The following is a 26,576-nucleotide window of genomic DNA, read 5'->3' as shown; positions in this document are numbered from 1 at the left end:
CTACGACTGCCACTACTCCGAGATCGCCATGAACACTGCAACGGCTGCCGCCATCACGGAATCGCAATTCGCCGATCTGCCCAACGGCACGCGGCTGCATTACGCCAGCGCCGGCAAACGTGGCGCGCCGCTGATGCTGTTCGTTCACGGCTTTCCGGAGTTCTGGTACGAGTGGGAAGCGCAGCTTGCTGCATTTGGCGACACGCACTTTGCCGTTGCGCCCGACATGCGCGGCTACAACCTGTCGAGCAAGCCGGCGGTGGTGGATGCGTATCGTCCGAAGTTCCTGGTGCAGGATCTGACGCAGTTCATCACGGCGCTGGGCTACGAGCGTGCCATCGTGGTGGCGCACGACTGGGGCGGGGCGATCTGCTGGAACCTTGCCATCCAGCATCCGGAGGTGGTCGAGCGGTTGGTGATCGTCAATTCGCCGCATCCGTGGGTGTTTGCGAATGCGCTGCTGAGCGATCCGGCGCAGCAGGCTTCATCGGCGTATATGAACTGGTTGCGCCAGCCGGGTTCGGAAGATGCGCTGGCCGCCAACGACTTTGAAAAGCTCGAAGGTTTCTTTCACGGCATGGGGCAGCCGGTGGCGGAATGGTTCACGCCCGAGGTGCGAGCGCGCTATCACGCTGCCTGGAGCCAGCCGGGCGAGGGCGGCTCCCACGGCCTGACCGGTGGCGTGAACTACTACCGCGCTTCACCGTTGCATCCGCCTACCGAGGGCGTTGCGCCGTTGCGCATTGACCAGATGCCACCCGAGGCGTTTGTCGTGAAGGAGCCCACGCTAGTGATCTGGGGCGAGATGGACATGGCGCTGCCGAAAAGCCTGCTCAATGGGCTGGAGCGCTTCATTCCCGACATGCGCCTGGAGCGCATTCCCGACGGCACGCACTGGGTCGTGCACGAACAACCGGAGCGCATTACCGCGCTGATCCGGTCGTTCGTTTCCTGAGCGCCTGCGTTAGTTACATCGACTCCGCCAGCATGCGGCGGTAGTCGTCCGCCGTGGCGATGCGCGGGTTGGTCTTGTGGCAGTGGTCGAGCAGGGCGCCTTCCACCACATGTTCCAGCGCATCTTCCGGCACGCCCATCTGGCGCAGGCCCGTTGGCAGGCCGAGGCGCGCCGTCAGGTCATGCACCGCCTGGGCGAGGTCCGCGCCGGCCGGAAGATTCATCACGCGGCGCATGCGCGCGTAGCGGTTGTCTCGCACCACCGTCTCGGCCGTCTCGTTGAAGCGCAGCACCGCCGGCAGCACCACCGCGTTGAGCGTGCCGTGGTGCAGCCCCGTTTTGCCATTGACCTTGACGCCGCCCAGCGGGTGCGACAACGAGTGCACGCACCCCAGGCCTTTTTGGAACGCCATCGCACCCTGCATTGATGCGCTCATCATGTTCAGCCGCGCATCGCGGTCAGCGCCATCGCGCGTGGCGCGCTCGATGTTGGCCCACGCACGCTCGAGGCCATCCAGCGCAATGCCGTCCGCAGGCGGGTTGAACGCGGGTGCGAGAAAGGTTTCGATGCAATGCGCAATCGCATCCATGCCGGTGGCGGCCGTCAACGCAGGCGGCAGACCCAGCGTCAGCTCGGCATCGCAGATGGCTGACTTGGGCAGCAGGTGCCACGAGTGGAAACCAAGCTTGCGGCCGTCTTCCAGGATGATGATCGCGCCGCGCGCCACCTCGCTGCCGGTGCCGGCCGTGGTGGGGATCGCAATCAGCGGTGCCGCCGCTTCGGTGATCTTCGTGCTGCCGCCCTCGATGGTCGCGTAGGTGGTGAGCGGCTCCGGGTGCGTGGCCGCAATCGCAATCCCCTTGGCCAAATCGATCGACGAACCACCGCCGATGGCGATCAGCCCGTCGCAACCGGCGTCTTTGTATTGCGCGGTGGCCTTGAGCACCATCGCCTCGGTCGGGTTGGAAGGCGTCTCGTCGAACACGGTGACGGGCAGGCCGCCCGTGGCGTCAATCGCGCGCTGTGCCAGTCCGGCGGCAGCCACGCCTTTGTCGGTCACGATCATCGGCCGGCGGACGCCGACGCGTGCGCATTCGCTTTTCAGTTCGTTGACGGTGCCAAAACCAAGGTGAACATGGGTGAGGTAGAAGATGAGGGCCATGCTGTCTCCGGATGGTGATTGTCGGCGTCGCCCGTCTTGCCGTGCGGGCGTGGTTCAATGGATACTCCGATGATAGCCAAATTAGAACGATCGTTCAGTTCCCGCCCTCATGCAGCACCCGTCTCTCGACTCGCACGTCGCCCAGTTACTCGATCTGGTTGCGCGTGCCAAGCGTCCGCCGCTGAATGCACTTGACCCCGCCGACGCCAAGATCGCCTACGAAAAGAGCAGTCCTATTGTCGATATCCCGCCCATCCCGCTGGAAGCCGTGCACGACCTGACGGTAACGGCGCGCGATGGCCATGTCATTCCCATTCGCACATACGCGGCGCGCGAGGCCAGCTGGGCAGATCCATTGCCGCTGCTAGTGTATTTCCATGGCGGCGGTTTTACCGTGGGCAGCATCAAGACGCACGACCAGCTTTGCCGGTCGCTGGCGGCCAAATCGGGCGCGATGGTGTTGTCGGTGGATTACCGGCTTGGGCCGGAGTGGAAATTTCCAACCGCAGCGAACGACGCATTCGACGTGCTGCAATGGGTGTTCGATGAAGCCGCCACCATCGGCGCCGACCCGGCACGCATCGCTTTCGGCGGCGACAGCGCGGGCGGAACGCTGGCCGCAGTGACTGCCATCGAGGCACGCAACCGCGGCCTGGCGCCGGTGCTGCAACTGCTGATCTATCCGGGCACCACCGCGCGTGAATCCACGCCGTCGCACCGCGAGTTTGCCGAGGGCTACCTGCTCACGCAGGAGATGATCCACTGGTTCTTCTCCCAATACCTGCGCAGCGACGCTGACCGCGACGACTGGCGTTTTGCCCCGCTGGATGCCGGTGGCCACGGCGCAGACGTCACCGGCGTGTGCCCCGCGTGGATTGCCGTGGCGGGCTTCGACCCAATCCGTGACGCAGGCATCGGCTACGCCAACAAGCTGCGCGCGGCAGAGGTGCCGGTCGAGCTGAAACTGTACGAAGGCATGATTCACGACTTCTTCAAGATCGGGCGCTTCGTGCCGGCCGTCGAAGACGCGCACCGCGACGCCGCCAACGCGCTACGCCGCGCCTTCGGCACCGAGACCGAATCCCCCTGACGAAAGCACAAAAGGAGACCGCATGGCGATCGAGGATTTCCGCCACAGCACGCCCCTGCGCGTGCGCTGGGCCGAAGTCGATGCGCAGAGCATCGTCTTCAACGGCCACTACCTGCTGTACGCCGATGTCTGCATCACCGAATACTGGCGCAGCATCGGCGTGCGGTATCCGGTGGATGTGGTCGACACCTTTGGCGTGGATTTCTACGTGGTCAAATCCACGCTCGAATATCATGCCTCCGCGCGCTTTGACGATGAGCTGGACCTGCGCTGCCGTGTGGCGCGTCTGGGCCGCTCCAGCATGCGCTTTATCATCGAGATGTATCGCGCAGACGAGCATCTCGTCACCGGCGAAGTCATCTACGTGTGTGCAGACCCTGCCACGCAGACCTCCGCGCCGATTCCCGATACGCTGCGCGAACGCATCCTTAACTTTGAAGTTCTGAAGCCTGAAGTGTGAGAATTGAGCATGACTGCCCCTGAATCTGTCCGCCCGCTTGCCGGTGTTGAAGTCGACCGCTGGGACGCCGTGCGCGAAGAAGCCCGCGCCATCCGCTACGACGTGTTTGTCACCGAACAAGGCGTGCCCGTTGAACTGGAATGGGACGAGTGGGATGACCAGTGCTGGCACGCGCTGGCACACGACACGGCCGGGCGCGCTGTCGCCACGGGCCGCCTGCTGCCCGATGGCCATATCGGCCGGATGGCGGTGCGCAAGGAGGCGCGCGGCACGGGCGTTGGCGCGCGTGTGCTGGAAGCCTTGATCGACAAGGCGCAGTCGCTGGGTTACCCCGAGCTGATCCTGAACGCGCAGACCCACGCCATGCCGTTTTACACGCGCGCGGGCTTTACGGCCGAGGGCGAGGAGTTTGAAGAGGCCGGCATTCCGCACCGGACCATGCGCCGCGTGCTTACACGTTGATATCCTGGGCGGCCCTCGCAATGGCTGCGATGGCCACCTGCGCTGCCGGCGACGCGGTTCTGCCGTGCAGCCGCACAATCCCCGTCGTGGATGGCGGCGATAACCAACCCTTCACCGCCAGCCGCATCAGCGCGCCGGTTTCCAATTCCTCCCGCACGGCTGCATCCGTGGCGCCGAGCACGGTGTCCGTCGTGAGCGCCACCGTCTTCAATACGCCGTAGTTGTCGCACTCCAGCGCGATGCTGGCCTCCTGACCTGCCGGCAGGCCAAGCAGCATCGCCAGCTCCACCTTTGAAGGGCTCAGGAGTTTCGGTACGGCAATGCCGTATTCCCAGACTTCACGCAGCGTGTGCGTGCGCGCTGCAAGGGGGTGGCCGGCCCGCACGTAGAGGTGAGGGGGCTGGCCGCCAATCAATTGGATATCGAGCGCGGCGTCTTTCGGCATGTCGCGCACATCGGCGGCGAAGAACTCGATGTTCTCGCTGCGCAGGCTCTCCAGCAGTTGCACCCAATTGCCGACCTCCATGCGCAGTGCGACTTGGGGATGCTGCTGACGCAATTCCTGCAGTGCCTGGGGCATGAGCGTCGCCGTCAGCAGCGGGCCGACACCGAAGGCCGTGTCGCCAAGTTGGCTGTCGCGATACAGATCAACGTCGCGTTGCAGGCAGCGTGCCTCGAACAGCAGGCGCCGCGCGCGTTCGATGACGAATTCGCCGGCCGGTGTGGGACGCACGTCGCCGGTTTCGCGATCGAACAGGCGGATGCCGAGATCGTCTTCAACCGCGCGGATGCTCCGGCTGAATGCAGGCTGGCTCAGATGCACCGCTTGCGCGGCACGCGCGAAGTGCAGCGTGTCGGCAAGGGCAACGACATGACTCAGGCGGCGCAAATCCATAGCGTTGCGTTCTGTGCATTAAATAGATGCTCATTATGCATTGGACGCATTGGATGGGCACTCCTAGGCTTGTCTCCACAACAAAAGCGAGGAGACACCGATGAGTTCACACATGGAGCACGCGCTGATCGTCGCCTGCATCCTTGGATTTGCCGTCATGGAGCTCGTGACGCGGCGCTACCACGGCAACGTGCGCGGCCGCGCAACCGCCAACGATGCCTGGCTCGAGGTGCTGATGTTCATCAGCCTCGTCGCCGTCACCCAGCCGATCGCGCTTTTGGGAAGCAACGCCCTGTGCAAGTGGCTCATTCCGGCGCAGCACAACGCGTGGGTGGATCTGCCTTGGTGGGCGATGACTGGGCTGCTGCTCATCGGCGACGACCTCACGCAATACCTCTGGCACCGTGCTTCGCACACGCCGCTGCTTTGGCCGTTGCACCGCGCGCATCACAGCGCGTCGTACATGAGCGTGCGCATTACGTACCGCAACAACTTTTTCTACTACCTGATGATGCCGGGGCTGTGGATCGGCGGTGTGGCCGTGTATCTGGGCTTTGGGCCCGTCTATGCGGCGTATCTGGTCGTCAAGCTGGCCGTCATTGTTGGCGCACATTGCGCCTGGCCGTGGGATGCGCCGCTGTATCGCATCCGCGCGCTGCGCCCGTTGATGTGGGTGATGGAGCGGACGATTTCCACGCCCGCCACGCACTGGGCGCACCACGCGCTCACAAACGCCGATGGCATCGGTCACTACAAGGGCAACTTCGGCAATCTGCTGTTTTTCTGGGATGTGCTGTTTGGCACGGCGCATATCACGCGCAAATATCCCGCAAAGATTGGCTTGCAGGATGACGTGCTGTTCGGCGCGGAACCCTGGACGGCGCAGATGTTCTACCCGCTGGTGCAGTCCAAGCGCGAACATTCGGCGTTGCGCCCGGGCGGCGCGGCCATCACCGAAATGGAAATGGCAAACGATCAGGCCGCGAACGCCAAGCAGGAAGCAGCCTGAGCGGCCAGCGCTTACGTATCGGCGTGCGTGACGGTGTCGAGCACGCCGAGGTAGCGCGTCTCGCCGATCTGGCCTTCCGCGTCGAAGCGGCGCTCGGTCACGTCAAAGCAGCCGTCGTGACGGATACGCACGATCGTGCTGGCGCGCGTGCCATAGCGCGGCGAGCGGATGAAAGCGGCAGAAAGCAGCTTCTCCCACTCCGGCGCCACGCCCGTGGCGGGTAGGGAGGCGGTCGGCGCTTCACGCGTTTCCGACAGCAGATCGAGATAGCGCGCCACATCCAGCGCATTGCCGTGCCGGCCCGTATCTGCGGCCAGGGCCTCGGCAAAGGCAGCCATGCGATGCCGCACCTTGAACCACGGCGTATCGAGCAGTGCGTTGGACAGCCCGTAGAGGCCCGGCGCGAGCTTGCGCGGTGCTTCGGCGCGGTTGCTCGTCCACCAGAGTTCGTCGCGTGTAGCGGTCAGCAGGTTGTAGCCGTTGTATGCACGGTCGCGAGCGGTGAGGCTATCGAGATAGGCGGGCACCGACATATCGTCCGCCGTCAGGAAATTCGAGACGAGTTCCCCCCGCGAGCGTGCATCGGGCCGGCGCTCGGACGGCGCACGGTAATTCGTCAGCGCGGCAAAGCGGCCGTCGCGCGTCATGCCCATCCACGTACCCGCGTGACCGACCACCTGGGCCATGTCACGCCCGGCCAGCACGTTGGGCGCGTCGCTCCACCACGCAAGCGGCGCGGCAGGGCGGTCATAGAATTCGTCCCGGTTGGCGGCCACCACCAGTGCGTAGTCGGGGTGGGCGTGCCAGGCCGTGAGAATCAAACACATGAGCACTTCCTTTGAACATGCCGCGCAATGAACGGCCAAGGGCCAATGTGACGACCTGTGTTGCGCGGGCTTCGGCCAAGCATAGCAGCCTGCCGAATTTTTGCGATGACGATTGCGGCAGGGCGCCGTCAGCTGTTTTCTAGATCGACAAACAGCTCTGCGTGGCGTTCACCCGCGACGAATTCACGCGGGCCGCCGGTTTCCCACAGAGCCGCCAGCGTGGCAGCAAATGCGGGCGGGACATCGTTGTAGGACTCCATCCACGTGGCCTGGCCGTCGCGTGTTTCCGGACGGCGCATCAACGCGCCCGCCACGCCCGTCGCTTCTTCCACGGTATCGAGCCAACGTTGCCACCGCGGTAGCGCAGCGGCGGCGTCATGCTCGGCGATGCGGAAGTAGACGAACAGGTGGTCGGCCATGATGGAGTCCGGTGTCAGGCGTTTTCTGAAACGGGAATGACGTACGGCAGGTTTTGCAACGTCAGCTCCGGCCCATCCGGTGTGGCCAGGTGGATGACGGTGTCGAGCGCGTCCAGCTTCAGCTCGACCAGCAGATCGGTGCCGCCATCCGGCGCCATGGCTGCGTTGACCACCATGCCACAAGGTTGGTTCGGATCGGTTGCGCTGTAGACCTCGGCGCCGGCCGACGTGGGGGCATTCACGTGCGCACGCTGCATGCGCCGCTTGAGCGTGCCGCGATACTGGCTGCGCGCCACGATTTCCTGCCCCGGGTAGCAGCCCTTGCGGAAATCGACGCCGCCCAGCAGCTCCAGGTTGACCATCTGCGGGACGAACTGTTCTTGCGTGGACAGGGTGATGTGCGGCACACCTGCTTGCAGGCTCAGCCAATCCCACACTTCGGTGCCCACCAGCGACAGGCGCGACGACAGCGTCTTCCAGGCGTCCTGGAAGTGCTCGGCATGGACCATCCACTGATAGCGGGGGCGTCCGTCAGCATCCGGCAGGCGGACAACCGCGCCGAACTGCTGGCCCACCGTGGCGGGCTGCTGCGCCACCGCGTTGACGGCGTCCGGTTCAGGCAGCACGGCACCGGCCTCGCGCAGCGCTTCCGCCGCATCCGGCCCGGCGACGCCGATGGCGATGAACTCATCCATCGGGCGCAGCTTGGCCTTGGCGCGCAGCACGAACATCGACAGGCGCTTGGTCAACGCCGGAGCGATCGCCTTGTCTGTCTGCAGCACGATCGTATCGGCCTGACGCCACACCAGCAGCGTGGCAAGCAGCCGTCCCTTGGGCGAGCAATAGCCGGCCAGGCGCGCTTGGTTCAAACCAAGGCCTGTAACGGCGTTGGTGAGCTGGTTATGCAGGAACTCGGCCGCATCGGCGCCTTCGACGGCGATGCGCGCAAGATCGGTCGGTGCGCAGAGCACGCTGCCGCGCGTGGCGGCGTCAAATTGCACGTCGAGCGGGGGAAAGCTCAGCGTATCGACAAAATCGTGGAAGACATCGTTCATGGTGTGCGGGGCCGCCTTAGATTGACCGGTATTATATTGGGCTGTCTAACGGGCAGCTTGTGCCCTATCTATCCATTTCAAGAGTGCGGAAATCGCCGGGGTCAGCCGGCTCCGCACGCAGATTCACAACAGAATGTTCTCTTTTCTCAAACGCTTGATCCTGCTGGCGATCCTGATTGTGCTGGCAGCAGCAGGCGGTGTGGTGTGGTGGGCCCAGCAACCGGTGAGCCTGTCGGCCTCGCCGCTGGAGGTGGTGATCAAACCGAACTCGAGCGTGATCTCGGTCGGCAAGCAGCTAGCCAATGCCGGCGTCGGCGTGCAGCCGCAGTTGTTTTCGGTGCTGGCGCGCGCCACGGGCAACGCCAAGAGCCTCAAAGCCGGCGGTTATGCGCTGGAAACCGGCGCAACGCCCATGTCCATTCTCGACAAGATGGCGCGTGGCGAGGTGACGCATTACGTCGTTACCGTCATCGAGGGCTGGTCGATGCGGCAGATGCGGGCAGTGGTTGACGCAGAACCTGCGCTCAAGCACGACACGGCCGGCATGTCCGACGCAGACCTGATGCGCAAGATTGGCGCGCCCGAAACCAATCCGGAAGGCCTGTTCTTTCCCGATACCTACCTTTTTGCGCGCGGCAGCAGCGATGTGGAGTTGTACCGCCACGCCTACCAGGCAATGCAGAAGCGCCTGAATGACGCCTGGGCGAAACGCTCGCTGGATCTGCCCTACAAGACGCCGTACGAAGCGCTGACCATGGCTTCCATCATCGAGAAGGAGACCGGCCAGAAGCTGGAGCGCTCGATGATTGCCGCCGTGTTCGTCAACCGGCTGCGAAAGAACATGCTGCTGCAGACCGATCCGACAGTCATCTATGGCCTTGGTGCCAGCTTTGACGGCAATTTGCGCAAGCGCGACTTGCAGACCGACACGCCGTACAACACCTACACGCGGACCGGCCTGCCGCCCACGCCGATCGCGCTGCCGGGCATGGCGTCGCTGCAGGCGGCGCTGAACCCGGCACCGTCGGATGCACTGTATTTCGTGGCGCGCGGCGACGGCAGCAGCCAGTTTTCGACCAACCTGACGGACCACAACCGGGCCGTCAACAAATATCAGCGCGGCCAACCATGACCGGCAAGTTCATCACATTCGAAGGGATCGACGGCGCGGGCAAGAGCACGCACCTCGCGTGGTTTGCCCAGCAGCTGCAGGCGAAGCTCGCTCCCCAGGGCAAAAAGTTGGTTGTCACCCGTGAGCCGGGCGGCACGCCGCTGGGTGAGCGACTGCGCGAAGTGCTGCTGCATGAGCGCATGCACCTGGAAACTGAAGCACTGCTGATGTTCGCCGGCCGTCGCGAGCACATCGCCGAGGTGATTCAGCCCGCGCTGGACGCTGGCGACTGGGTCATTTCCGACCGTTTCACCGATGCCACATTCGCCTATCAGGGCGGGGGCAGGGGCTTGGCGATCGACCGGCTGGAGGCGTTGGAGCGCTGGGTGCAGCAAGACCTGCAGCCGACCAAGACCATCCTGTTCGATCTTGCCCCCGAGATTGCCGCCGCGCGCTTGGCCGATGCCCGGACGCCAGACAAGTTCGAAGCCGAGTCCGCGCAGTTCTTCCTGCGCACGCGTGCCGAATACCTGCGCCGCGCGGCAGCCGAGCCGGATCGATTTGTCGTGCTCAATGCCAACCGGGAGCGAACCGATATCCAGAAAGACTTAGAGAATCTGCTTGCAACGCTCTGATTTTGCAGGCAATTTCGGATACGGAAATAATGGTTTCACGACTAGTTTTTGCATCAATAATCTGACGCAACCCATTGATTCATGATGCTTTATCCCTGGCAATCCGCTGACTGGACCCGCCTGCAAGCCATGCGGGCCAAGTTGCCGCACGCGATCCTGCTCAACGGCCAGGCCGGCACCGGCAAACGCGATTTCGCCATGCATTTCGCGCAAGGCCTGTTGTGCGATACGCCCATCGCAGACGGCCAACCCTGCGGTACGTGCGCGGCCTGCAACTGGTTTGCGCAGGGCAACCATCCGGATTTCCACCTCGTGCGCCCTGAAGCGATGGAAGACGCGCCCGAGACGGAGAAAGACGCCGACGGCAAGAAAAAGGCGCCGAGCAAAATCATCCGCATGGAGCAGGTCCGTAACCTGATCGAAGGCGTGGGGGTTGGTACGCACCGGGCCGGGTTGCGGGTGGTTGTGCTGTATCCGCTCGACGCGTTGCAGACTGAGGGCGCCAACGCGCTGCTCAAGACGCTGGAGGAGCCGCCGCAGAACACCGTGTTCCTGCTGGTGACGGATCGAATCGACCGTATCCTGCCGACCATCCTGTCGCGCTGCAGACAGTTTCCGCTGCAGCCGCCGCAGCCCGAGGCTGCGCGCCAGTGGCTGGAGCAACAAGGCGTGCCCCATGCGCAAAGCCTGCTGGCGGAGTTCGGCAATGCGCCGCTGGCCGCGCTGGCGGCCGCCGAGTCCGAGGACCGCCCGCTACTGCAATTTTTGCTCGAACAGCTTGCCCAGGGCGCGAAGCTGGACGCGCTGGCCACGGCTGATCATTTACAAAAATTGTCGGTCCCGGCCGTTCTCAGTACCATGCACCGGTGGGTCTATGACCTGATGGCGGCGCGGCTGGCGGGGCGTCCGCGCTACTTTCCGGCGCAGCGCGATGCGTTGCAACGTTGCGCAAACACCATCCCGCTGGATCGCCTGGAACGTTTCGCGCGTGCCTTGCCACAACGGCGCCGCACCGAGCAACATCCGCTGGCGGCAAGGCTCGTCATCGAGAGCCTTTTGCTGGATTACCGGCAGCTCTTTCCGACTGCCTGAACCCGAACCCCGCACCTGAACGTTTGCACTCTCTGGACACCCTGTGAGCACTGCACCTCTTCGTACGCCCGGCACTCCTGTCACCCCTGGCACGCCCACTGCGGCCGGCACGGCTCCGGGCGCGCCGACCCGCCCGGGCATCGTCTCGCTAGCCATCAAGGATGAAGCCGGCCTGCATGCCGCGTATATGCCGTTCCTGAAGAACGGCGGTATCTTCGTGCCCACGCAGCGTCCTTATCGGATTGGCGAGGAGGTTTTCCTCGTGCTGTCGCTGCTGGATCGCCCGCAGAAGTATCAGGTGGCCGGCAAGGTGGCCTGGATCACCCCGGTGGGCACCCCCGCCAAGACGCCGGGCATTGGCGTGCATCTTGGCGAAGACGAGCAGTGCCGTGTGCTGCGTCGCGTGATCGAGGAGCTGCTCGGCAAGCAGATCAACTCGCAGCGCCCGACACAAACCCTCTGATTTCTTCCTGATACGGCGCATCAAGTTTGTGCCGTAACTCTCTGATTATTCGATGTTTGTCGATTCCCACTGCCACATCAATTTCCCCGACTTGCGCGCGCGCCTGCCCGAGCTGCTGACACGCATGCGGGAAAACCGTGTCACCCACGCGCTGTGCATTTCCGTCACGCTGGAAGATTTCCCGAGCGTGCTCGAGATCGCCGAGCAGGAGCCGAACGTGTACGCCACCGTGGGCGTGCACCCCGATGCCGAAGCGGACGTTGAAGAAGGCAGATCCATTGAAGAGCCCACGCTTGAGCGTCTGCTGACGCTCGCTGATCACCCGCGCGTGGTCGGCATCGGCGAGACCGGGCTCGACTATTACCGCCTGGGCGACCGTACCGTGGCCGACATGGAATGGCAGCGCGATCGCTTTCGCACGCATATTCGCGCGTCGAAGCAGACCGGGAAGCCGCTGGTGATCCACACTCGCTCGTCGGCTGAGGACACTCTGGCCATCATGCGCGAAGAGGGCGCCGAGGCCGCAGGCGGCGTCATGCATTGCTTTACTGAGACCTGGGACGTGGCCAAGGCCGCGCTGGACCTGGGTTTCTATATCTCCTTCTCGGGCATCGTGACGTTCAAGAACGCGGTGGACCTGCAGGAAACCGCCAAGAAGGTGCCGCTGGACCGCATGCTGATCGAGACCGACTCGCCGTACCTTGCGCCGGTGCCGTTCCGCGGCAAGACGAACGAGCCGGCGTATGTGCGCCACGTGGGCGAATTCCTGGCGACGCTGCGTGGCGAACCGCTGGAGCGAATCGCTGGCGTTACCACCGATAACTTCTTCAATCTATTCAATGCGATACCGCGATAACTTGAAGCAAACAATGAACAAAATCGCATTGGCTGGCGCGTTGACGATGGCGTTGTCGGGTGCTGCACTCGCCACGCCGCAGGACGATCTTCGCAACGCCGTCGAGTACAACCGCCCGGCGCTGGTGCAAAAGTACATTGCGCAGGGCATCGACCCAAACCTGAAGACGCGCGATGGCACGCCGCTGCTGGTGGATGCGCTGAAGGACAAGAACCTCGAGGTGGCCGAGGCGCTCATTCGCGCCAAGAACATCGATTTCGAGCGCACCAACGCCGCCGGCGAAAACGCGCTGATGATGGCCGCCTACCAGGGCCTGCTGCCCATGGTGAAGCTGATGGTGGAAACGTACGACGTGGAGGTCAACAAGACCGGCTGGACCGCGCTGCATTACGCCGCCACCAACGGATACGACGACATTGTCAAATACCTGCTCGACCACGCGGCCTATATCGATGCAGAAAGCCCCAACGCGACCACGCCGCTGATGATGGCAGCCATGGGCGGGCACATCACGACCGTCAAGCTGCTGCTGGATGAAGGCGCCGACATGAACCTGCGCAACCAGCAGAAGATGGACGTGATCGACTTCGCCAAGCGGTATCACCAGGATGAAATTGCAGCGGGGCTGGAGTCGCGCCGGCGCAAGCTGGCGGAACAGGCGGGCAAGCCTGCTCCGGTGGCGGCGCCCCCGGCGGCTGTCCCTCAGCCCGCCAAGGCAAGCGCGCCGGATGCACCCACGCCGATGCCGGCAGCCAAACGGGATGCAACGGCCCCCAGCCCGGCTGGCAAAGATACGATCGGCACCCCAACCAATATGCTGTTTGACAGCAACCGCTAGGCGCGGCCCAAACGGCGCGGCAATGGTGCCGCAGTGCCGGATGTGATGCTCATCACGCCCGCCGCGCCAGCCGCACCCCGGTGAACTGCCACCGCTGGTGCGGATAGAAGAAGTTGCGATACGTCGCCCGCAGATGCCCTTCGGGCGACACACATGATCCGCCGCGCAGCACCATCTGGCTGCACATGAACTTGCCGTTGTATTCGCCCACGGCCCCTTCGGCCGGCTCAAAGCCCGGGTAGGGACCATAAGGGCTGGCGGTCCATTCCCACACATCACCGAACAGTTGACGCAGGCTGCCGGCCTCGGCGATGCCGTGGTCGGGCAACGGACGTAGCGCGCCCCGTCCGGCGAAGTTGCCTTGCACGGGCAGCCCTTCTGCGGCGTGCTCCCATTCGGCTTCAGTCGGGAGGCGGGCGCCAGCCCAGCGGGCGTAGGCGTCGGCCTCATAAAAGCTGACGTGCGTGACGGGCGCATCCAGATCCACCGGCTGTAGGCCGTGCAGCGACATCTGCTGCCAACCTTCTGCCTCGTCCTTGCCGGTGTGCCAGTAAAGCGGGGCGTCAATGCCTTCGCGCTGCACCCATGCCCAGCCGTCGGACAGCCACAGGGTGGGCTGCCGATAACCGCCGTCCTGCATGAAGGCGAGCCACTCGCGGTTGGTCACAGGATGCGTGGCCAATGCATAGGGCTCCAGCCAGACCGTGTGGCGCGGACCTTCGCAATCGAACATGAACTCGGTGTCGGTTCCTGTATCGGTTTTGCCGATCTGTACGGCACCGCCCTGGAAGCTGACCCAGCCCGGTTGTGCGGGAGCCGCGTGCACGCGTGGGGGCAGTGCGTCGGCATAGGCCGGGCATAGCGGGTTCTGCGCAAACAGGTGGAGCAGATCGGTCAGCAGCAACTCCTGATGCTGCTGCTCGTGGTGCAGGCCGAGTGTCACTAGGCGGGCGAGGTCATCGGATACGCCGTCGGCCAGCAAGCGCTGCATGGCCCTATCGACATGGGCGCGATAGGTACGCACCTCATCGAGCGTGGGGCGGGTGAGCATGCCTCGGCGCGGGCGCGGGTGCCGCGCGCCCACGGTCTCGTAGTACGAATTGAACAGGTAGCGGTAGCGCGCATCCGGCGAACGATAGCCCGGTACGTTCGGGCCCAGGATGAACTCTTCGAAAAACCACGTCGTATGGGCCAGATGCCATTTGGCGGGGCTGGCGTCGTCCATGGATTGGACCGTGGCGTCGGCGTCGGACAGCGGCGCGGCCAAGGCGAGGGATTGGGCACGGACTACGCCGTAATGCTGCGTCAGCGCGGGCAGGGCGGTGGTCGGCACATCAAAAACGGGCGATACGCGCATGGGGTCTCCAGGGCAGGCACCGAGAACAGCACAGCAGCAACTGGGCCATGCCGTTGCGGGCGCATTGGCGCACGTCGGTTGCGCATTTTCGTAAGAAGCATATGCGAGCTTTGTAACTTTGCCATGCACAACACTGGCGATGCTGCATTGCGGCGACGCCTGCACTGCAGCATCGATTGTCATGAAATAGTCACTGCGCACACCTAGGATGTAAACGTTTACAAATTCCAGGGGCACGCAGTGGGCAGCAGCATCAAGGACGTGGCGACGCATGCCGGCATTTCGATTGCCACGGTGTCGCGAGCGGTCAACACGCCGGAGCGGGTGAGTGCCTCGACGCTGGCCCGGGTGCAGGCCGCCATGGACGCGCTGCACTATCGCCCGAACGCGCTGGGCCGCCAGTTGCGCGCCGAGCGTACAGGCCTGCTGGGCGTGGTGCTGCCGTCGCTGGCCAACCCCGTGTTTGCCGAATGCATGCAGGGCATCGAGGAAGCCGCGTCCATCACGGGCCAGCGCGTGATGCTCATGACGACGGCCTACGACCGCGAGCGTGAAGCTCGCGCCATCGAGACCATGCTTGAGCAACGCGTCGACGGCCTGATCCTGACCGTGGCCGATGCCGCAGCCAATCCGCATCTCGATCGCCTCGACGCAGAGCACGTGCCTTACGTGCTGGTCTACAACGACACGGTGGGTCAGGCGCGCATTCCTGCCCGCTGCTGCATCACCGTCGACAACCGAGCCGCGGCGCGCGACGCCATTCGCGCTTTGCTCGCGCAGGGGCACCGTCAGATCCGCATGCTCACTGGCACGCTGGCGGCATCGGACCGTGCGGCGCTGCGCCACGACGGCTACCGCGAAGCGCTGGAAGCGGCCGACATTGCGCCGCAGCCGCCCGTCGAAATTGATTTCAATGCCGATGCCATGCTGCCCGCCGAGCTGGCCCGCCTGCTGGCGCCGCCACGGCCTACCGCCATTTTCTGCAGCAACGACCGCCTTGCGCTGCTCACCATCCGCTCGCTGCGCGAGATGGGCCTGCGCGTGCCCGAAGACGTGAGTGTGGTCGGCTTCGATGGCCTGGCGATGGGGCAGTGGCTTTCGCCCACGCTTGCGACGGTGGCGCAGCCGCATCGCCGGATCGGCACCGACGCGGCCATGGCACTGGCCCGCCGCATCGCTGGCGAGGTCGTGCCCTCGATTACGTTGCCGCATCGCCTACTGGCGGGCGGCACGCTGGCCCGTGCGCCGGCTGAAGCGTCTCTCTCCGTTATTTCTTCCCTCACGTCTGATACGCAAGGAGCGTCTCGATGAAACGTCTCGTTCAATGGCTGCGCGCGTGCGGCCTCGTGGCTGCCGGCGCATTCGCCCTGGCTGCGCCGGTGCAGGCTCAGCCTGCCGGCCAGCAGGTCGCCATCTGCTACAACTGCCCGCCCGAATGGGCTGACTGGGCCAGCCAGATCAAGGCCATCAAAGAAAAGACCGGCATCACCGTGCCGTTCGACAACAAGAATTCCGGCCAGGCCATCGCGCAGATGCTGGCCGAGAAGGGGCACCCCGTGGCTGACGTCGCCTACCTGGGCATCACGTCCGCGTATCAGGCCAAGGAAAAGGGCCTGGTCGCCAACTACAAGCCCAAGCATTGGGAAGACATTCCGGCCGGCATGAAAGACCCGGATGGCGCATTTTTCTCGATCCACTCCGGCACGCTGGGCTTCTTCGTCAACAAGGACGCATTGGAAGGCAAGCCCGTGCCGCGCTCCTGGAAAGACCTGCTCAAGCCCGAATACAAAGGCATGGTCGGCTACCTGGACCCGAGCAGTGCCTTCGTCGGCTACGTGGGCGCCGTGGCGGTCAACCAGGCGCTGGGCGGCACGCTCGACAACTTCAGCCCCGCCATCGAGTGGTTCAAGCAGTTGAAGAAGAACGCGCCGATCGTGCCGAAGCAGACGGCCTACGCACGCGTCGTGGCAGGCGAAATCCCCATCCTGCTCGACTATGACTTCAACGCCTACCGCGCCAAGTACAAGGATCACGCCAACGTGGAATTCGTGATTCCGCAGGAAGGCACGATCGCCGTGCCGTACGTGATGAGCCTGACCGCCGGTGCGCCGCATGCCGAGAACGCCAAGAAGGTGCTGGATTTCGTGCTGTCGGACGAAGGCCAGACGCTGTGGGCCAACGCCTACCTGCGCCCGGTGCGCGCCAACGCGATGAGCAAGGAAGCCGCCTCGCGCTTCCTGCCCGCCAGCGAATACGCCCGCGCAAAGACGGTCGACTTCAACAAGATGGCAGCCGGCCAGCAGGCATTTGGCACGCGCTACCTGAACGAGGTCCGCTGAGCATGAGCACCGTCACCCGAACCACCTTGCCCGACGATGCGGTATTGCCCGCACGGTGGCGGGTGGCGTTGCTGGCGCCGGCCGTCGCACTGTTTTGCGCGTTCTGGCTGCTGCCGATGGCGGCGCTGCTGCGTGTGAGCGGCAGCGATGGCCTGATCGCCACATACACGGCCGCGCTGACCACGTCGCGCTATCTGGGCAGCTTGTTCTCGACGGTGGTGCTGTCGGCGGCGGTCACGCTGGCGACGCTCGTCCTCTCGACCATCGCCGGGCTGTTCCTGGTGCGTCACAACGTGCCGGGCAAACGGATGATTACCGCCATGCTGACGTTTCCGCTGGCGTTTCCAGGCGTGGTGGTCGGCTTCATGGTGATTCTGCTGGCGGGCCGCCAAGGCCTGCTGGGCGACGTCACGCACAAGCTCATCGGCGAGAAATGGGTCTTCGCCTATTCCATCGGTGGGTTGTTTCTCGGCTACCTGTATTTCTCGATTCCGCGCGTGGTGCTGACGGTCATGGCAGCGGCAGAGAAGCTCGATCGTTCATTGGAAGAAGCGGCGCGCTCGCTGGGCGCATCGTCGTGGCAGGTCACGCGTGACGTGCTCGTGCCGGGCCTGGCGCCAGCGCTTATCGCCTCCGGCGCCATCTGTTTTGCCACGTCGATGGGCGCATTCGGCACGGCCTTCACGCTTGCCACCGACATCGACGTCTTGCCGATGACGATCTATACCGAGTTCACGCTCAACGCGGGTATTGCGATGGCGGCAGCGCTGTCAGTGGTGCTGGGCGTGGTGACGTGGCTGGTGCTGGCGATTGCACGCACGGCCGCCGGCGGACAAGCGGGGGCGGCGGCATGAAACGCGCCTTGTCTGCTGCGCAGTGGATCATCACGCTACTGCTCTGCCTCTTTCTGATCGTCCCGGTCGTCCTGTCGATGGCCGTGGGCCTGACGCGCAACTACATTCGCGGATTCAAGAGTGGCTGGACGCTCGATTGGGTCGCCCAGGTCTGGGATATGTATCAGGCGTCGATCTGGATGTCGCTGCTGGTGGCGCTGTGCACGCTGGTGATCGTACTCGCGGCCGGTGTGCCGGCCGGTTATGTGCTGGCGCGCCGCCAGAGCCGCACGAGCCGCCTGATCGAAGAATTCCTGACGCTGCCCGTGGCGCTGCCGGGGCTGGCCACGGCGCTCGGGCTCATCGTGGCGTACGGCGGCTTTGGTGGCTTTCGCGAGAGCTTGTGGTTCATCGTCGTCGGCCACGTGGTGTTCACGCTGCCGTTCATGGTGCGCTCGGTCGCAGCCGTGGCTGCTGGCCAGAACCTCAAGACGCTGGAGGAGGGCGCCGCCAGCCTGGGCGCGTCGTTCTGGCAGCGCTTTCGCACCATCGTGCTGCCCAACGTGCAGCCCGGCATCCTGGCCGGCGCGTTGACGGTGGTGACGCTCTCGGTGGGCGAATTCAACCTCACCTGGATGCTGCACACACCAGAAACCAAGACCCTGCCGGTCGGCCTGGCCGATACCTATGCGTCGATGCGCCTGGAGATTGCCAGCGCCTACACGCTGATCTTCTTCGTCATGATCGTGCCGCTGCTGGTGCTGATGCAGCGCTTTGGCGGCCTGCGAGTGAACAACGGAAAGGCTTCCTGATGAGTACCGAATCCCTACACCTCGCGCCCGTGCCAATTCGGCTGCGCGGCTGCGGAAAACACTTCGGCGGCCAGCGCGTGCTGGAGTCGATGGACCTCGACATCGCTGCCGGGGAGACCGTCGTGCTGCTCGGCCCCTCGGGCTGCGGCAAGACCACCACGCTGCGCATCGTCGCCGGGCTGGAAGCGCCCGATGCTGGCGGCACCGTGCAATTCGGCGACGAAGACGTCACCGCACGCCCGATCGAGCGCCGCCGCGTCGGCATGGTGTTCCAGAGCTACGCGCTGTTTCCCAACCTGAGCGTGCGCGGCAATGTGGAATACGGCCTGCGCATCCAGCGCCGGCAGAACGGCTTGTCTGACATGCAGATCAGCGCCCGGGCGAACACGCTGCTGGAGATGATGCACCTCGCGCCGTACGCAGACCGCGGTGTGGATCAGCTCTCCGGCGGGCAGCGCCAACGTGTGGCACTGGCGCGCGCGCTGGCGCCCGAGCCGCGTGTGCTGCTGCTTGATGAACCGCTCACAGCGCTCGACGCCAAGCTGCGTGAATCCGTGCGCGCAGAGATGGACCGCCTGCTGCGCAGCCTCGGCATCACGACCATCTACGTGACGCACGACCAGGAAGAGGCGATGGCGCTAGCGGATCGCATTGTCGTCATGGAAGCCGGTCGCATTGCGCAGATCGGCACGCCGCGCGAAATCTACTTCCAGCCGGCAAACCGGCACGTGGCGGATTTCATCGGGATCATGAACCGCCTTGACGGCACACGGCAGGATGGCGCGTTCGTCTGCGCGGGTGGCCGCGTCGTCGTGCCGGCTGGCGAAGGCAACGCCGTGTTTTTCCGCCCCGAAGATGCTGTGCTGGCCGACCCGGCCGAGGCGGCGCTGAAGGGCACGGTCGAATCGGCGGTGTTTCTCGGTTTCCGCACCCGCGTGCGCGTGGCGGGCGTGTCGGCCATGCCGCTGTTCATCGACGTGCCCGGCCGCCAGCAGTTTGCGCCGGGCCATGCGGTCGGCTTCGATGTTCCGGCAGACCGCCTTCTGACCCTGCAAGCCTGACGCCGATGCATTTCCTGCAACTCACCGATCTTCATATCAAGCGCCCGGGGCGACTGGCGTATCGGCGCGTGGATTCAGCGGCCTATTTGGCACGCTGCGTGGCGCATATCCTGGCGCAGCCGGCGAAACCGGACGCCATCGTGCTGACCGGCGATCTTGTGGATGCCGGCGCGCCTGAGGAGTACGCCCATCTGCGCGCCGTGCTGGCGCCCCTCGATGCAGCTGGCATCCGCATGCTGCCGGTGCTGGGCAACCACGATGGCCGGGATGCTGCGCGCGAAGCGTTTGCCGATTGGCTCGCGCCCATTCCGGCCGATGTGCAGGACACGCGCGCGTTCCAATACTGGACCGACATTGGCGACGTGCGCCTGATCGCGCTCGATACGCTGGACACCGGCCATCCGGGCGGCCGCCTGGGCGTACAGCGCCTGGATTGGCTGGCCGAAGCGCTGGCACGCGAGACGCAACGCCCGACCGTTATCGCGATGCATCACCCGCCGTTCGCCACGGGCATCGGCCACATGGACGTGCAATCGCTCGCCGAGGAAGACATCCCGGCCTTTGCGCAGATCGTGCGTGCCGCCGGCAACGTTGAGCGCATCATCTGCGGCCATCTGCATCGCTCCATTGACGTGCGCTTTGCCGGCACGGTGGCATCGACATGCCCGTCACCCGCGCACCAGGTGGCGCTGGATCTCGACCCCGACGCGCCGCCCGGTTTCGTTATGGAGCCGCCCGCGTACAAGGTCCACGCCTGGGTGCCGGGCCAAGGCCTGGTGAGCCATCTCGCGTACGTGGGCGAGTTCGACGGCCCGCACCCGTTCTTTGAGGCGGATGGGCGGCTGATCGACTAAGCCGCTTCCACGGCGGCAGCGGTCATACGAGCGACCAACGCATCGACATCGTTTTCGGCCGATGCAATCGACGCGCGCAGTCGGTCGTCCGCAAACTCGTCGTATTCGATGGCCACCGATGCCACATCCGTGATGCCGATGTAGCCGAATGCCGTTGCGACGCCGCCTTCCACGTGGTTCATGTGGGCGATGCGCTGGCCAGGGCCGTAACCGAAATCGCCACGCGAGCTGACGATGACCAGGCGCTTGTTCATGCCGGCCAGCAGCGGCCAATAGGGCTCGCCGGTGCGGCTGCGGTCGAAGCCGAACGTGCGGCCCACACGCACGATATTGTCGATGTACGCCTTGAACTGCGCGGGCATGCCGAAGTTGTACATCGGCACGCCGGCCACGATCACGTCGGCGGCAAGCAACTCGTCGATCAGCGCATCGCTTTGCGCAAGGCGATCGTGCATCCAGGGCTCGCGCTGCGCGGGCGGCGTGAATGCGGCATGCACCCAGCGGCCATCCACGGGCGACGGCGGTTCGGCGCCGATGTCGCGATAGACGACCTGCGCATGGGGCGCATGCTCAAGCCAGCGCTGCACGAAGCGCGCAGAAAGCCGACGTGTGTGGGAACCGTGGCGTGAAGTCTCGGAGCTGCCCGGCCGGGCGCTTGAGTCGAGGTGCAGGAGGCGGGTCGGAGAGGTCATTTGCGCATCCGTTTTGAGTTGAGTGGAGGTGTGGCCACTCTACGAACCGCGCTGCACCGCGACAAACGAGTTGTTTTGCGTGCCACAGTTGAGATGGATTCATCCATACCGCCCACGCGGGAAAAACGCTCATGACACAATCCCGCGCATGCGAAAACTGCCACCCCTGAGCGCGCTGCGCGCCTTTGAAGCCACCGCGCGCCACCTCAGCATGAAGCGCGCTGCCGATGAGCTGTCGGTCACGCCCACGGCTGTCAGCCACCAGGTCCGCCGCCTGGAAGACGCGCTGGGCGTTGCGCTGTTCGAGCGCCACGTACGTGCGCTGCGCCTGTCAGCCGCCGGCGAGCAGTTGTATCCTGTGCTCAATACCGGCTTTGACGCGTTTGCGCGGGCGGTCGATGCCATTCGCGGCCCGCAAGCGCAACCGAGCCGCCAGCGCGTCACGCTTACCGCGCCGATGGGACTTGCCGCGCGCTGGCTGGTGCCGCGGCTGGGTGAATTCGCGACGCAGCATCCGGAGGTGGATCTGCGCATTCATGCGTCTGACACCGTGGTCGACCTGCACGGCGGCAGCGCAGACCTTGCGGTGCGCTATGGCGATACGCCCGCCACAAGTAACGGACTCATCAGCGAACATCTTTTTGGCGATGCCTATGCGCCGGTCTGCCATCCGGGCCTGAACGTCCGGTCGCATGACGATCTGGCGCGCGTGCCGCTCATCCACTCCGAATGGCAGCGCACGCTGCCGCAGCCGATTGGCTGGCCGATGTGGGCACGCGCCGCCGGTATCGAGCACACGCTCAAGACCGACACGGGCATCGTGCTGTCCGACGACGGGCACGCCATGTCGGCGGCAATGGCCGGGCAGGGCGTGATCCTGGCGAACCTGCCGCTGGTGCGCGATGCGCTGGAGGCTGGCGCGCTCGTCCAGCCGTTCGCAGCGCCCGTGATTCAGCGCTATGCCTTCTGGACCGTGGCGCCATCTGCGCGGCTTGAAGACGCCGCCGTGCGCTCTGTGTGGGATTGGCTATGCGCGTGCCGCGAAAGCACGGCACGCGTGCATCGCTCAAGGCAATAGCGGCGACGTCGTACGCGCTGGCGCGAACGCTTCGTGCCACGCAGCGGCAAGCTGCAGCAGCGCAAACTCCGAGCGCGGCGGGGCAATGACCTGCAAGCCCAGCGGCAGGCCGTCGGCGGTGAAGCCCGATGGCAGGCTTGCGGCCGGCACACCCGCCAGCGTGGCGCCAATCACGACTTCCATCCAGCGGTGATACGTGTCCATGGCGCGGCCGGCTACCGTCTTGGGCCAGTGTTCTTCCGCGGGGAAGGGCGCAACTTGCGTGCAAGGCAGGACAAGAAAATCGTACTGTGCGAACTGCCCCAGCAGCGTCTGATACCAGCTTGCGCGCGTGGCAATGGCGCGGTTGATGTCGATGGCGGTACGGCTGCGTCCGTGCTCGATTTCCCAGATGGCTTCGGGCTTGAGCAAGTCACGCGTGGCTGCGTTGGCGTAGAGGAGCCCCAGGTTGCCGGATACGCTCAGCGCGCGCAGCGTGCACCAGCATTCCCATAGCGCATCCATGGCGAAGAAAGGCCGTACGGTTTCGACATGGCAGCCCAGCGTTTCGAACGTGTCGAGCGCCTGCTCGTTGACGGCTAGCACTTCGCGGTCGACAGCAAGGTAGCCGCCAAAATCGCCCAGCCAGCCAATGCGCGCTTGCCGGAAATCACGGTGAAGCGGCTGCATGAAGCACGCCGGATCGTCACCCAGTGACAGCGGCGCACGCGGGTCGTAACCGGCCTGCGTGGCCAGCAACCAAGCGAGGTCTTGCGGATTGCGCGCCATCGGGCCTTCGGTGCCCAGTTGCTGGAAGAACACGTCGCCGGTGGGGCCGTAGGGCACGCGACCGAGGCTGGGGCGCAGGCCGTAGATGTGGTTCCAGGCAGCCGGGTTGCGCAGCGAGCCCATCATGTCGCTGCCGTCGGCCACGGGCAGCATGTTCAGCGCCAGCGCAACGGCTGTGCCACCGCTGCTGCCGCCGGCCGAGCGCTCGGGGTTCCAGGCGTTGCGTGTGATGCCGTACACACGGTTGTAGGTGTGCGAACCGAGGCCGAACTCCGGCGTGTTCGTCTTGCCGATCAGTACGGTACCCTGGCGGCGGATGCGCTCGACGACGATGCTGTCGTGTGTCGGCACATTGCGCGCCATGGCAAGACTGCCCATCGCCGTCACCATGCCGGCGGCGGCCGCAAGATCCTTGGGCGCTTGCGGAAAGCCATGCATCCACCCGCCAGACAAGCCCTGCGAGAGCAGCACATCCCGCTCGCGTGCCTGGTCGATGGTCGATTCGGCATCGATGCGGGCCACGACGGCATTCACCACCGGGTTATGGCGATCGATCTGCGCGAGGAACGCTTCCATGACTTCCACGCACGACACATCGCGCGCGTGGATGCGCCGGGACAGCTCAATCGCGCTCCATTGCACGATCTCTTCGTTGGCGACCGCAGGTGTGGCTGCTTGGCTCAGATTGGCTTGCATGGCTTGACTCGAAGTTCACTTCACGCGCTCAGGTAGGTCTGCGCCAGACGCACCCACGCGGCTGCGCCCAGCGGCAACACCTGGTCGTTGAAATCGTAGCCGGGGTTGTGCACCATGCAGCCGCCGAATTCACCTTCGCCATTGCCGAGGATCAGGTAGCAGCCGGGCACCTCGTTCAGCATCCAGGCAAAGTCCTCGCTGCCGTTGAGCCCCTTGGGCGCCTGCGTGACGACGTTGGCCGCGCCCACCAGTTCGGTGCAGACCTGCTGCGCCAGTTGGGTCTCCGCCTCGGTATTGACCATGGGTGGCGTCAATTGACGATAGTCGATCTGCGCCTCGACGCCATGGGCTTGTGCCGTCAGGCTGACGATCTCGCGGATGCGCATTTCCACCAGCGCGCGCGTTTCCGGCCGCGCCGCGCGCACGTTTAGACCGATCGTCACCGATTCGGGAATCACGTTGTGCGTGGCGCCGCCGCGAATGAAACCGACCGACACCACCGCCGTGTCGTCGGGGGCCACGTTGCGTGCGACCACGGTCTGCAACGCGGTGATGATGGCGGCCGATGCGGCAATCGGGTCACGCGCACGATGCGGCATCGCGCCGTGCCCGCCCATGCCCTTGATGGTGACGTCGGCCACGTCGGAAGACAGGCTCACCGGCCCCGGCAGCACGCGGAAGCTGCCGGCCGGGACGCCAGGCATGTTGTGCAAGGCATAGACGGCATCGCACGGGAAGCGCTCGAACAGCCCATCTTCGATCATGGCGCGCGCACCGCACAGGTTTTCCTCGTCGGGCTGGAAGATGAGGTTGAGCGTGCCGTCAAAATCGCGGCTCTCGGCCAGCGCTTTGGCCGCTGCGAGCAGGATCGCGGTGTGCCCGTCGTGGCCGCACGCGTGCATCTTGCCGTGGTTGCGGCTGGCGTAGGGCAGGCCGGTCGCCTCAACGATGGGCAGGGCGTCCATGTCCGCACGAATGCCGAGGCGGCGCGTGCCGTTGCCGAGCTTCAACTGCCCCACCACGCCGCTCTTGCCGATGCCCGCATGCACCTCGTAGCCCCAGCCTTTGAGCAGATCGGCCACCAAGGTGCTGGTCGCGCCCACCTCGAAGCCGAGTTCGGGCTGCGCGTGAATCTGGCGGCGGATGTTGACGAACGTTTCCGCATCGATATGAACGGGCGGCAGCAGATGCGGCAGCAGTTGGAACGGCGTGAGCGTGGGCGCTTTGGTCATGTCGGGCTCCGGGGTTGGCGGTGGGAATTTGGATCAATGAGTTTCGCGCGCTTCGCGCAAGCTCAGCACGGTCAGCAGCGTGATGGCGCTGCACGCCATCATGTAGAAAGCAGGGGAGAGCGGATTGCCGGTGCGGGCCAGCAGCCAGGTCACGACAAACTGGCACGAACCGCCAAACACCGTCACGCCAATCGCATAGATGACCGACAGGCCGCTGGCGCGCACCTTGACGGGCAGCAGTTCCATCATCATGAGCAGCATCGGCGTGGTGCCGAGGTACAGCGTGCCTGTGAGCAATGCCGACAGCGCCAGCACCAGCGGCACGCTCGGGTAATGCGTCATCAGCCAGAAGGCCGGATAGAGCGCCACCACGGTGACCAGCGTTGCGCCCACCACCAGCGGCTTGCGGCGTGGCAGGCGATCGGCCAGCCAACCCGAGAGTAGCGATGCGCCAAAGCTTGTCACCCCCGTCACACAACCGGCAAGCAGCGACAGCGAGGGTGGCAGGTGCAGCTCACGAATCATGTAGGTCGGCATGAAATAGATGACCAGATACGTGCCGACCGTCCCGCCGATGATCGTGAGCACGCCCTTGATGACCAGCCCGCCGTGATCGCGGAACAAGGTGCCGAGCGGGCTCGGTGCATGCGCTTCGGCGGTGTGCGTTTCATCGAGGTGCGAGCGGATATACAGGCCCACCGGCGCAATCAGCAGACCGAGGAAGAACGGCACACGCCAGCCCCAGCTCTGCAGCGCTTCCGGCGACAGGCTGCCGTACAGAATGGCTGCAGTGAGCGCGCCGCACAGGGCTGCAAGGCCCTGGCTGCCCAACTGCCAGCTCACGCGAAAGCCGCGCCCGCGAATACCGCCGGATTCCATCAGCATCGCAGTCGATGCACCGATTTCACCGCCCAGCGAGAAACCCTGCAGCAACCGTCCGGCCAGAATGACCAGCGGACCGAACAGGCCCGCCGTGGCGTACGTAGGCGCTACCGCCAGGCACAGCGTGCCGATGACCATCAACCCGATCGTCAACGTCATCGCGGCCTTGCGCCCGTGGCGGTCTGCGTAGTTGCCGATCACGAAGCCGCCCAGCGGCCGCATCACAAAGCCGATACCGAACGTTGCCACCGCCAGCAGCAGCGAGCCATACGCGCTGTCGGACGGAAAGAACAGCTTGCCGATCATCAGCGCGAAGAAGCTGTAGACCGTGAAGTCGTACATCTCCAGCGCATTGCCGATCGAGCACGCGGCAATCAGTCGTGCCTGGCCGACAGGCTTGGACACAGCAGCGACCGATGCGGTCAAGGGCGGCTGCAGGGTGGCGTCATTCATGAGGGTCTCCATCCGGGGTATTGGTAAGAGGGCTTCTACGAACCCTTGGCGCTTGCAGTATTCCGCCAAGCCGCGGTCCGGAAAAAATCGTAAATATTCATCCCGATAACTAAATAGAATCACCGTCATAACCAGCCTGTATCCGCTATCAGGGAAAGCCCGTGAAGGCGTGAGGCTGGGCGCACACAAA

28 protein-coding genes are annotated in these 26,576 nt (G+C 64.7%); 18 read left to right on the top strand and 10 right to left on the bottom strand.

The features are described from left to right. The first annotated feature begins 28 nt into the window (after positions 1 to 28). Positions 29 to 955 carry an alpha/beta fold hydrolase gene (locus tag NKG59_RS17595; RefSeq protein ID WP_253539435.1) on the top strand — a complete coding sequence of 309 codons (927 nt, stop codon included), beginning with the start codon at positions 29 to 31 and terminating at the stop codon, positions 953 to 955. A gap of 13 nt (positions 956 to 968) precedes the next feature. Here NKG59_RS17595 and NKG59_RS17590 read toward each other — a convergent pair whose 3' ends face one another. Next, the gene (locus NKG59_RS17590) at positions 969 to 2,117 is read right to left on the bottom strand and encodes an iron-containing alcohol dehydrogenase (RefSeq protein WP_253539433.1); all 1,149 of its coding nucleotides are present in this window, start codon (positions 2,115 to 2,117) and stop codon (positions 969 to 971) included. A gap of 109 nt (positions 2,118 to 2,226) precedes the next feature. On the opposite strand from NKG59_RS17590, the gene NKG59_RS17585 reads away from it, so the two are divergent. Genes NKG59_RS17585 through NKG59_RS17575 form a run of 3 tightly spaced genes read left to right on the top strand, consistent with a single transcriptional unit; the run spans position 2,227 to position 4,129 of the window. Then, positions 2,227 to 3,207, top strand: a complete 981-nt coding sequence (locus tag NKG59_RS17585) for an alpha/beta hydrolase (RefSeq protein ID WP_253539430.1) — start codon at positions 2,227 to 2,229, stop codon at positions 3,205 to 3,207. A gap of 22 nt (positions 3,208 to 3,229) precedes the next feature. After that, positions 3,230 to 3,667 carry an acyl-CoA thioesterase gene (locus tag NKG59_RS17580; protein ID WP_024975656.1) on the top strand — a complete coding sequence of 146 codons (438 nt, stop codon included), beginning with the start codon at positions 3,230 to 3,232 and terminating at the stop codon, positions 3,665 to 3,667. Between the two features lie 9 nt (positions 3,668 to 3,676). Next, complete coding sequence (locus NKG59_RS17575; RefSeq protein ID WP_253539427.1) at positions 3,677 to 4,129, top strand: GNAT family N-acetyltransferase; 453 nt, start codon at positions 3,677 to 3,679, stop codon at positions 4,127 to 4,129. Here NKG59_RS17575 and NKG59_RS17570 read toward each other — a convergent pair. Beyond that, positions 4,119 to 5,024 (bottom strand): LysR family transcriptional regulator, encoded by a 906-nt coding sequence (locus NKG59_RS17570; RefSeq protein ID WP_253539424.1) that lies wholly within the window; start codon positions 5,022 to 5,024, stop codon positions 4,119 to 4,121. The two genes, NKG59_RS17575 and NKG59_RS17570, sit on opposite strands and share 11 nt — an antisense overlap. A gap of 100 nt (positions 5,025 to 5,124) precedes the next feature. On the opposite strand from NKG59_RS17570, the gene NKG59_RS17565 reads away from it, so the two are divergent. Continuing rightward, entirely contained in the window at positions 5,125 to 6,033 is a 909-nt protein-coding gene (locus NKG59_RS17565; protein WP_253539420.1) for a sterol desaturase family protein, read from the top strand. Between the two features lie 11 nt (positions 6,034 to 6,044). Here NKG59_RS17565 and NKG59_RS17560 read toward each other — a convergent pair whose 3' ends face one another. The 3 genes from NKG59_RS17560 to ygfZ all read right to left on the bottom strand — a co-directional run bounded on the left by NKG59_RS17560 (position 6,045) and on the right by ygfZ (position 8,334). Further along, positions 6,045 to 6,860 (bottom strand): NRDE family protein, encoded by an 816-nt coding sequence (locus NKG59_RS17560; RefSeq protein ID WP_092970337.1) that lies wholly within the window; start codon positions 6,858 to 6,860, stop codon positions 6,045 to 6,047. 128 nt (positions 6,861 to 6,988) lie between these two features. Continuing rightward, a complete protein-coding gene (locus tag NKG59_RS17555; RefSeq protein ID WP_045206335.1) occupies positions 6,989 to 7,279 on the bottom strand; it encodes a DUF4936 family protein in 291 nt (96 codons plus the stop codon). Between the two features lie 14 nt (positions 7,280 to 7,293). Next, entirely contained in the window at positions 7,294 to 8,334 is a 1,041-nt protein-coding gene (gene ygfZ / locus NKG59_RS17550) for a CAF17-like 4Fe-4S cluster assembly/insertion protein YgfZ (RefSeq protein ID WP_253539418.1), read from the bottom strand. Between the two features lie 133 nt (positions 8,335 to 8,467). Between ygfZ and mltG the strand changes: the two genes are divergently transcribed. The 6 genes from mltG (at position 8,468) to NKG59_RS17520 (ending at position 13,329) form a co-directional block, all read left to right on the top strand. Continuing rightward, positions 8,468 to 9,466 (top strand): endolytic transglycosylase MltG, encoded by a 999-nt coding sequence (gene mltG, locus NKG59_RS17545; protein WP_253539416.1) that lies wholly within the window; start codon positions 8,468 to 8,470, stop codon positions 9,464 to 9,466. Further along, on the top strand, positions 9,463 to 10,080 hold the full coding sequence (gene tmk, locus NKG59_RS17540) for a dTMP kinase (protein ID WP_253539414.1): 618 nt from the start codon (positions 9,463 to 9,465) through the stop codon (positions 10,078 to 10,080). Before mltG ends, tmk begins: the two co-directional genes overlap by 4 nt. Before the next feature lie 81 nt (positions 10,081 to 10,161). Beyond that, entirely contained in the window at positions 10,162 to 11,172 is a 1,011-nt protein-coding gene (locus NKG59_RS17535; RefSeq protein WP_253539412.1) for a DNA polymerase III subunit delta', read from the top strand. Between the two features lie 43 nt (positions 11,173 to 11,215). After that, positions 11,216 to 11,635, top strand: a complete 420-nt coding sequence (locus NKG59_RS17530) for a PilZ domain-containing protein (RefSeq protein ID WP_024975666.1) — start codon at positions 11,216 to 11,218, stop codon at positions 11,633 to 11,635. Positions 11,636 to 11,687: 52 nt separating this feature from the next. Next, positions 11,688 to 12,491: a TatD family hydrolase gene (locus NKG59_RS17525; RefSeq protein ID WP_252691575.1), complete on the top strand. Its 804-nt coding sequence runs from the start codon at positions 11,688 to 11,690 to the stop codon at positions 12,489 to 12,491. Next, positions 12,475 to 13,329: an ankyrin repeat domain-containing protein gene (locus tag NKG59_RS17520; protein WP_253539409.1), complete on the top strand. Its 855-nt coding sequence runs from the start codon at positions 12,475 to 12,477 to the stop codon at positions 13,327 to 13,329. Before NKG59_RS17525 ends, NKG59_RS17520 begins: the two co-directional genes overlap by 17 nt. A 52-nt stretch (positions 13,330 to 13,381) precedes the next feature. Here the strand turns inward: NKG59_RS17520 and egtB are convergent, their stop codons facing one another. After that, the gene (gene egtB, locus NKG59_RS17515; RefSeq protein WP_253539406.1) at positions 13,382 to 14,686 is read right to left on the bottom strand and encodes an ergothioneine biosynthesis protein EgtB; all 1,305 of its coding nucleotides are present in this window, start codon (positions 14,684 to 14,686) and stop codon (positions 13,382 to 13,384) included. A 240-nt stretch (positions 14,687 to 14,926) separates the two neighbouring features. Between egtB and NKG59_RS17510 the strand changes: the two genes are divergently transcribed. The 6 genes from NKG59_RS17510 to NKG59_RS17485 are packed head-to-tail and all read left to right on the top strand — an operon-like array spanning position 14,927 to position 20,585. Further along, positions 14,927 to 15,997, top strand: coding sequence for a LacI family DNA-binding transcriptional regulator (locus NKG59_RS17510; protein ID WP_253539402.1), 1,071 nt, complete (start codon positions 14,927 to 14,929; stop codon positions 15,995 to 15,997). Next, positions 15,994 to 17,025, top strand: coding sequence for an ABC transporter substrate-binding protein (locus tag NKG59_RS17505; RefSeq protein WP_253539399.1), 1,032 nt, complete (start codon positions 15,994 to 15,996; stop codon positions 17,023 to 17,025). The genes NKG59_RS17510 and NKG59_RS17505 overlap by 4 nt, the downstream gene beginning before the upstream one ends. A gap of 2 nt (positions 17,026 to 17,027) precedes the next feature. Then, entirely contained in the window at positions 17,028 to 17,879 is an 852-nt protein-coding gene (locus NKG59_RS17500) for an ABC transporter permease (protein ID WP_253539397.1), read from the top strand. After that, positions 17,876 to 18,670, top strand: coding sequence for an ABC transporter permease (locus tag NKG59_RS17495; protein WP_253539395.1), 795 nt, complete (start codon positions 17,876 to 17,878; stop codon positions 18,668 to 18,670). The genes NKG59_RS17500 and NKG59_RS17495 overlap by 4 nt, the downstream gene beginning before the upstream one ends. After that, the gene (locus tag NKG59_RS17490; protein ID WP_253539393.1) at positions 18,670 to 19,731 is read left to right on the top strand and encodes an ABC transporter ATP-binding protein; all 1,062 of its coding nucleotides are present in this window, start codon (positions 18,670 to 18,672) and stop codon (positions 19,729 to 19,731) included. The genes NKG59_RS17495 and NKG59_RS17490 overlap by 1 nt, the downstream gene beginning before the upstream one ends. Positions 19,732 to 19,736: 5 nt before the next feature. Further along, on the top strand, positions 19,737 to 20,585 hold the full coding sequence (locus NKG59_RS17485) for a phosphodiesterase (protein WP_253539391.1): 849 nt from the start codon (positions 19,737 to 19,739) through the stop codon (positions 20,583 to 20,585). Here the strand turns inward: NKG59_RS17485 and NKG59_RS17480 are convergent. After that, positions 20,582 to 21,277, bottom strand: coding sequence for an FMN-dependent NADH-azoreductase (locus tag NKG59_RS17480; protein ID WP_253539389.1), 696 nt, complete (start codon positions 21,275 to 21,277; stop codon positions 20,582 to 20,584). The genes NKG59_RS17485 and NKG59_RS17480 overlap by 4 nt on opposite strands. A 148-nt stretch (positions 21,278 to 21,425) precedes the next feature. On the opposite strand from NKG59_RS17480, the gene NKG59_RS17475 reads away from it, so the two are divergent. After that, positions 21,426 to 22,355 (top strand): LysR substrate-binding domain-containing protein, encoded by a 930-nt coding sequence (locus NKG59_RS17475; RefSeq protein ID WP_253539387.1) that lies wholly within the window; start codon positions 21,426 to 21,428, stop codon positions 22,353 to 22,355. Here the strand turns inward: NKG59_RS17475 and NKG59_RS17470 are convergent. The 3 genes from NKG59_RS17470 to NKG59_RS17460 are packed head-to-tail and all read right to left on the bottom strand — an operon-like array spanning position 22,344 to position 26,386. After that, positions 22,344 to 23,819, bottom strand: coding sequence for an amidase (locus NKG59_RS17470; protein ID WP_253539384.1), 1,476 nt, complete (start codon positions 23,817 to 23,819; stop codon positions 22,344 to 22,346). The two genes, NKG59_RS17475 and NKG59_RS17470, sit on opposite strands and share 12 nt — an antisense overlap. Before the next feature lie 20 nt (positions 23,820 to 23,839). Further along, positions 23,840 to 25,051, bottom strand: a complete 1,212-nt coding sequence (locus NKG59_RS17465) for a M20 aminoacylase family protein (protein WP_253539381.1) — start codon at positions 25,049 to 25,051, stop codon at positions 23,840 to 23,842. A gap of 33 nt (positions 25,052 to 25,084) precedes the next feature. Then, positions 25,085 to 26,386, bottom strand: a complete 1,302-nt coding sequence (locus tag NKG59_RS17460; protein WP_253539379.1) for an MFS transporter — start codon at positions 26,384 to 26,386, stop codon at positions 25,085 to 25,087. Between the last annotated feature and the right edge of the window lie 190 nt (positions 26,387 to 26,576).

This window comes from Ralstonia chuxiongensis, assembly GCF_024158925.1.
In the GTDB taxonomy this organism is placed as follows: Bacteria; Pseudomonadota; Gammaproteobacteria; order Burkholderiales; family Burkholderiaceae; genus Ralstonia; species Ralstonia chuxiongensis.
Note: the sequence above shows the minus strand (reverse complement) of the source record. Positions and strands in the feature narration are given on the sequence as shown.

Bases quoted from the DNA above. Each gene is read 5' to 3' on its own strand.
- NKG59_RS17595 (WP_253539435.1), top strand. From the start codon at position 29: ATGAACACTGCAACGGCTGCCGCCATCACGGAATCGCAATTCGCCGAT.
- NKG59_RS17590 (WP_253539433.1), bottom strand. From the start codon at position 2,117: ATGGCCCTCATCTTCTACCTCACCCATGTTCACCTTGGTTTTGGCACC.
- NKG59_RS17585 (WP_253539430.1), top strand. From the start codon at position 2,227: ATGCAGCACCCGTCTCTCGACTCGCACGTCGCCCAGTTACTCGATCTG.
- NKG59_RS17580 (WP_024975656.1), top strand. From the start codon at position 3,230: ATGGCGATCGAGGATTTCCGCCACAGCACGCCCCTGCGCGTGCGCTGG.
- NKG59_RS17575 (WP_253539427.1), top strand. From the start codon at position 3,677: ATGACTGCCCCTGAATCTGTCCGCCCGCTTGCCGGTGTTGAAGTCGAC.
- NKG59_RS17570 (WP_253539424.1), bottom strand. From the start codon at position 5,024: ATGGATTTGCGCCGCCTGAGTCATGTCGTTGCCCTTGCCGACACGCTG.
- NKG59_RS17565 (WP_253539420.1), top strand. From the start codon at position 5,125: ATGAGTTCACACATGGAGCACGCGCTGATCGTCGCCTGCATCCTTGGA.
- NKG59_RS17560 (WP_092970337.1), bottom strand. From the start codon at position 6,860: ATGTGTTTGATTCTCACGGCCTGGCACGCCCACCCCGACTACGCACTG.
- NKG59_RS17555 (WP_045206335.1), bottom strand. From the start codon at position 7,279: ATGGCCGACCACCTGTTCGTCTACTTCCGCATCGCCGAGCATGACGCC.
- ygfZ (WP_253539418.1), bottom strand. From the start codon at position 8,334: ATGAACGATGTCTTCCACGATTTTGTCGATACGCTGAGCTTTCCCCCG.
- mltG (WP_253539416.1), top strand. From the start codon at position 8,468: ATGTTCTCTTTTCTCAAACGCTTGATCCTGCTGGCGATCCTGATTGTG.
- tmk (WP_253539414.1), top strand. From the start codon at position 9,463: ATGACCGGCAAGTTCATCACATTCGAAGGGATCGACGGCGCGGGCAAG.
- NKG59_RS17535 (WP_253539412.1), top strand. From the start codon at position 10,162: ATGATGCTTTATCCCTGGCAATCCGCTGACTGGACCCGCCTGCAAGCC.
- NKG59_RS17525 (WP_252691575.1), top strand. From the start codon at position 11,688: ATGTTTGTCGATTCCCACTGCCACATCAATTTCCCCGACTTGCGCGCG.
- NKG59_RS17520 (WP_253539409.1), top strand. From the start codon at position 12,475: ATGCGATACCGCGATAACTTGAAGCAAACAATGAACAAAATCGCATTG.
- egtB (WP_253539406.1), bottom strand. From the start codon at position 14,686: ATGCGCGTATCGCCCGTTTTTGATGTGCCGACCACCGCCCTGCCCGCG.
- NKG59_RS17505 (WP_253539399.1), top strand. From the start codon at position 15,994: ATGAAACGTCTCGTTCAATGGCTGCGCGCGTGCGGCCTCGTGGCTGCC.
- NKG59_RS17500 (WP_253539397.1), top strand. From the start codon at position 17,028: ATGAGCACCGTCACCCGAACCACCTTGCCCGACGATGCGGTATTGCCC.
- NKG59_RS17495 (WP_253539395.1), top strand. From the start codon at position 17,876: ATGAAACGCGCCTTGTCTGCTGCGCAGTGGATCATCACGCTACTGCTC.
- NKG59_RS17490 (WP_253539393.1), top strand. From the start codon at position 18,670: ATGAGTACCGAATCCCTACACCTCGCGCCCGTGCCAATTCGGCTGCGC.
- NKG59_RS17485 (WP_253539391.1), top strand. From the start codon at position 19,737: ATGCATTTCCTGCAACTCACCGATCTTCATATCAAGCGCCCGGGGCGA.
- NKG59_RS17480 (WP_253539389.1), bottom strand. From the start codon at position 21,277: ATGACCTCTCCGACCCGCCTCCTGCACCTCGACTCAAGCGCCCGGCCG.
- NKG59_RS17475 (WP_253539387.1), top strand. From the start codon at position 21,426: ATGCGAAAACTGCCACCCCTGAGCGCGCTGCGCGCCTTTGAAGCCACC.
- NKG59_RS17470 (WP_253539384.1), bottom strand. From the start codon at position 23,819: ATGCAAGCCAATCTGAGCCAAGCAGCCACACCTGCGGTCGCCAACGAA.
- NKG59_RS17465 (WP_253539381.1), bottom strand. From the start codon at position 25,051: ATGACCAAAGCGCCCACGCTCACGCCGTTCCAACTGCTGCCGCATCTG.
- NKG59_RS17460 (WP_253539379.1), bottom strand. From the start codon at position 26,386: ATGAATGACGCCACCCTGCAGCCGCCCTTGACCGCATCGGTCGCTGCT.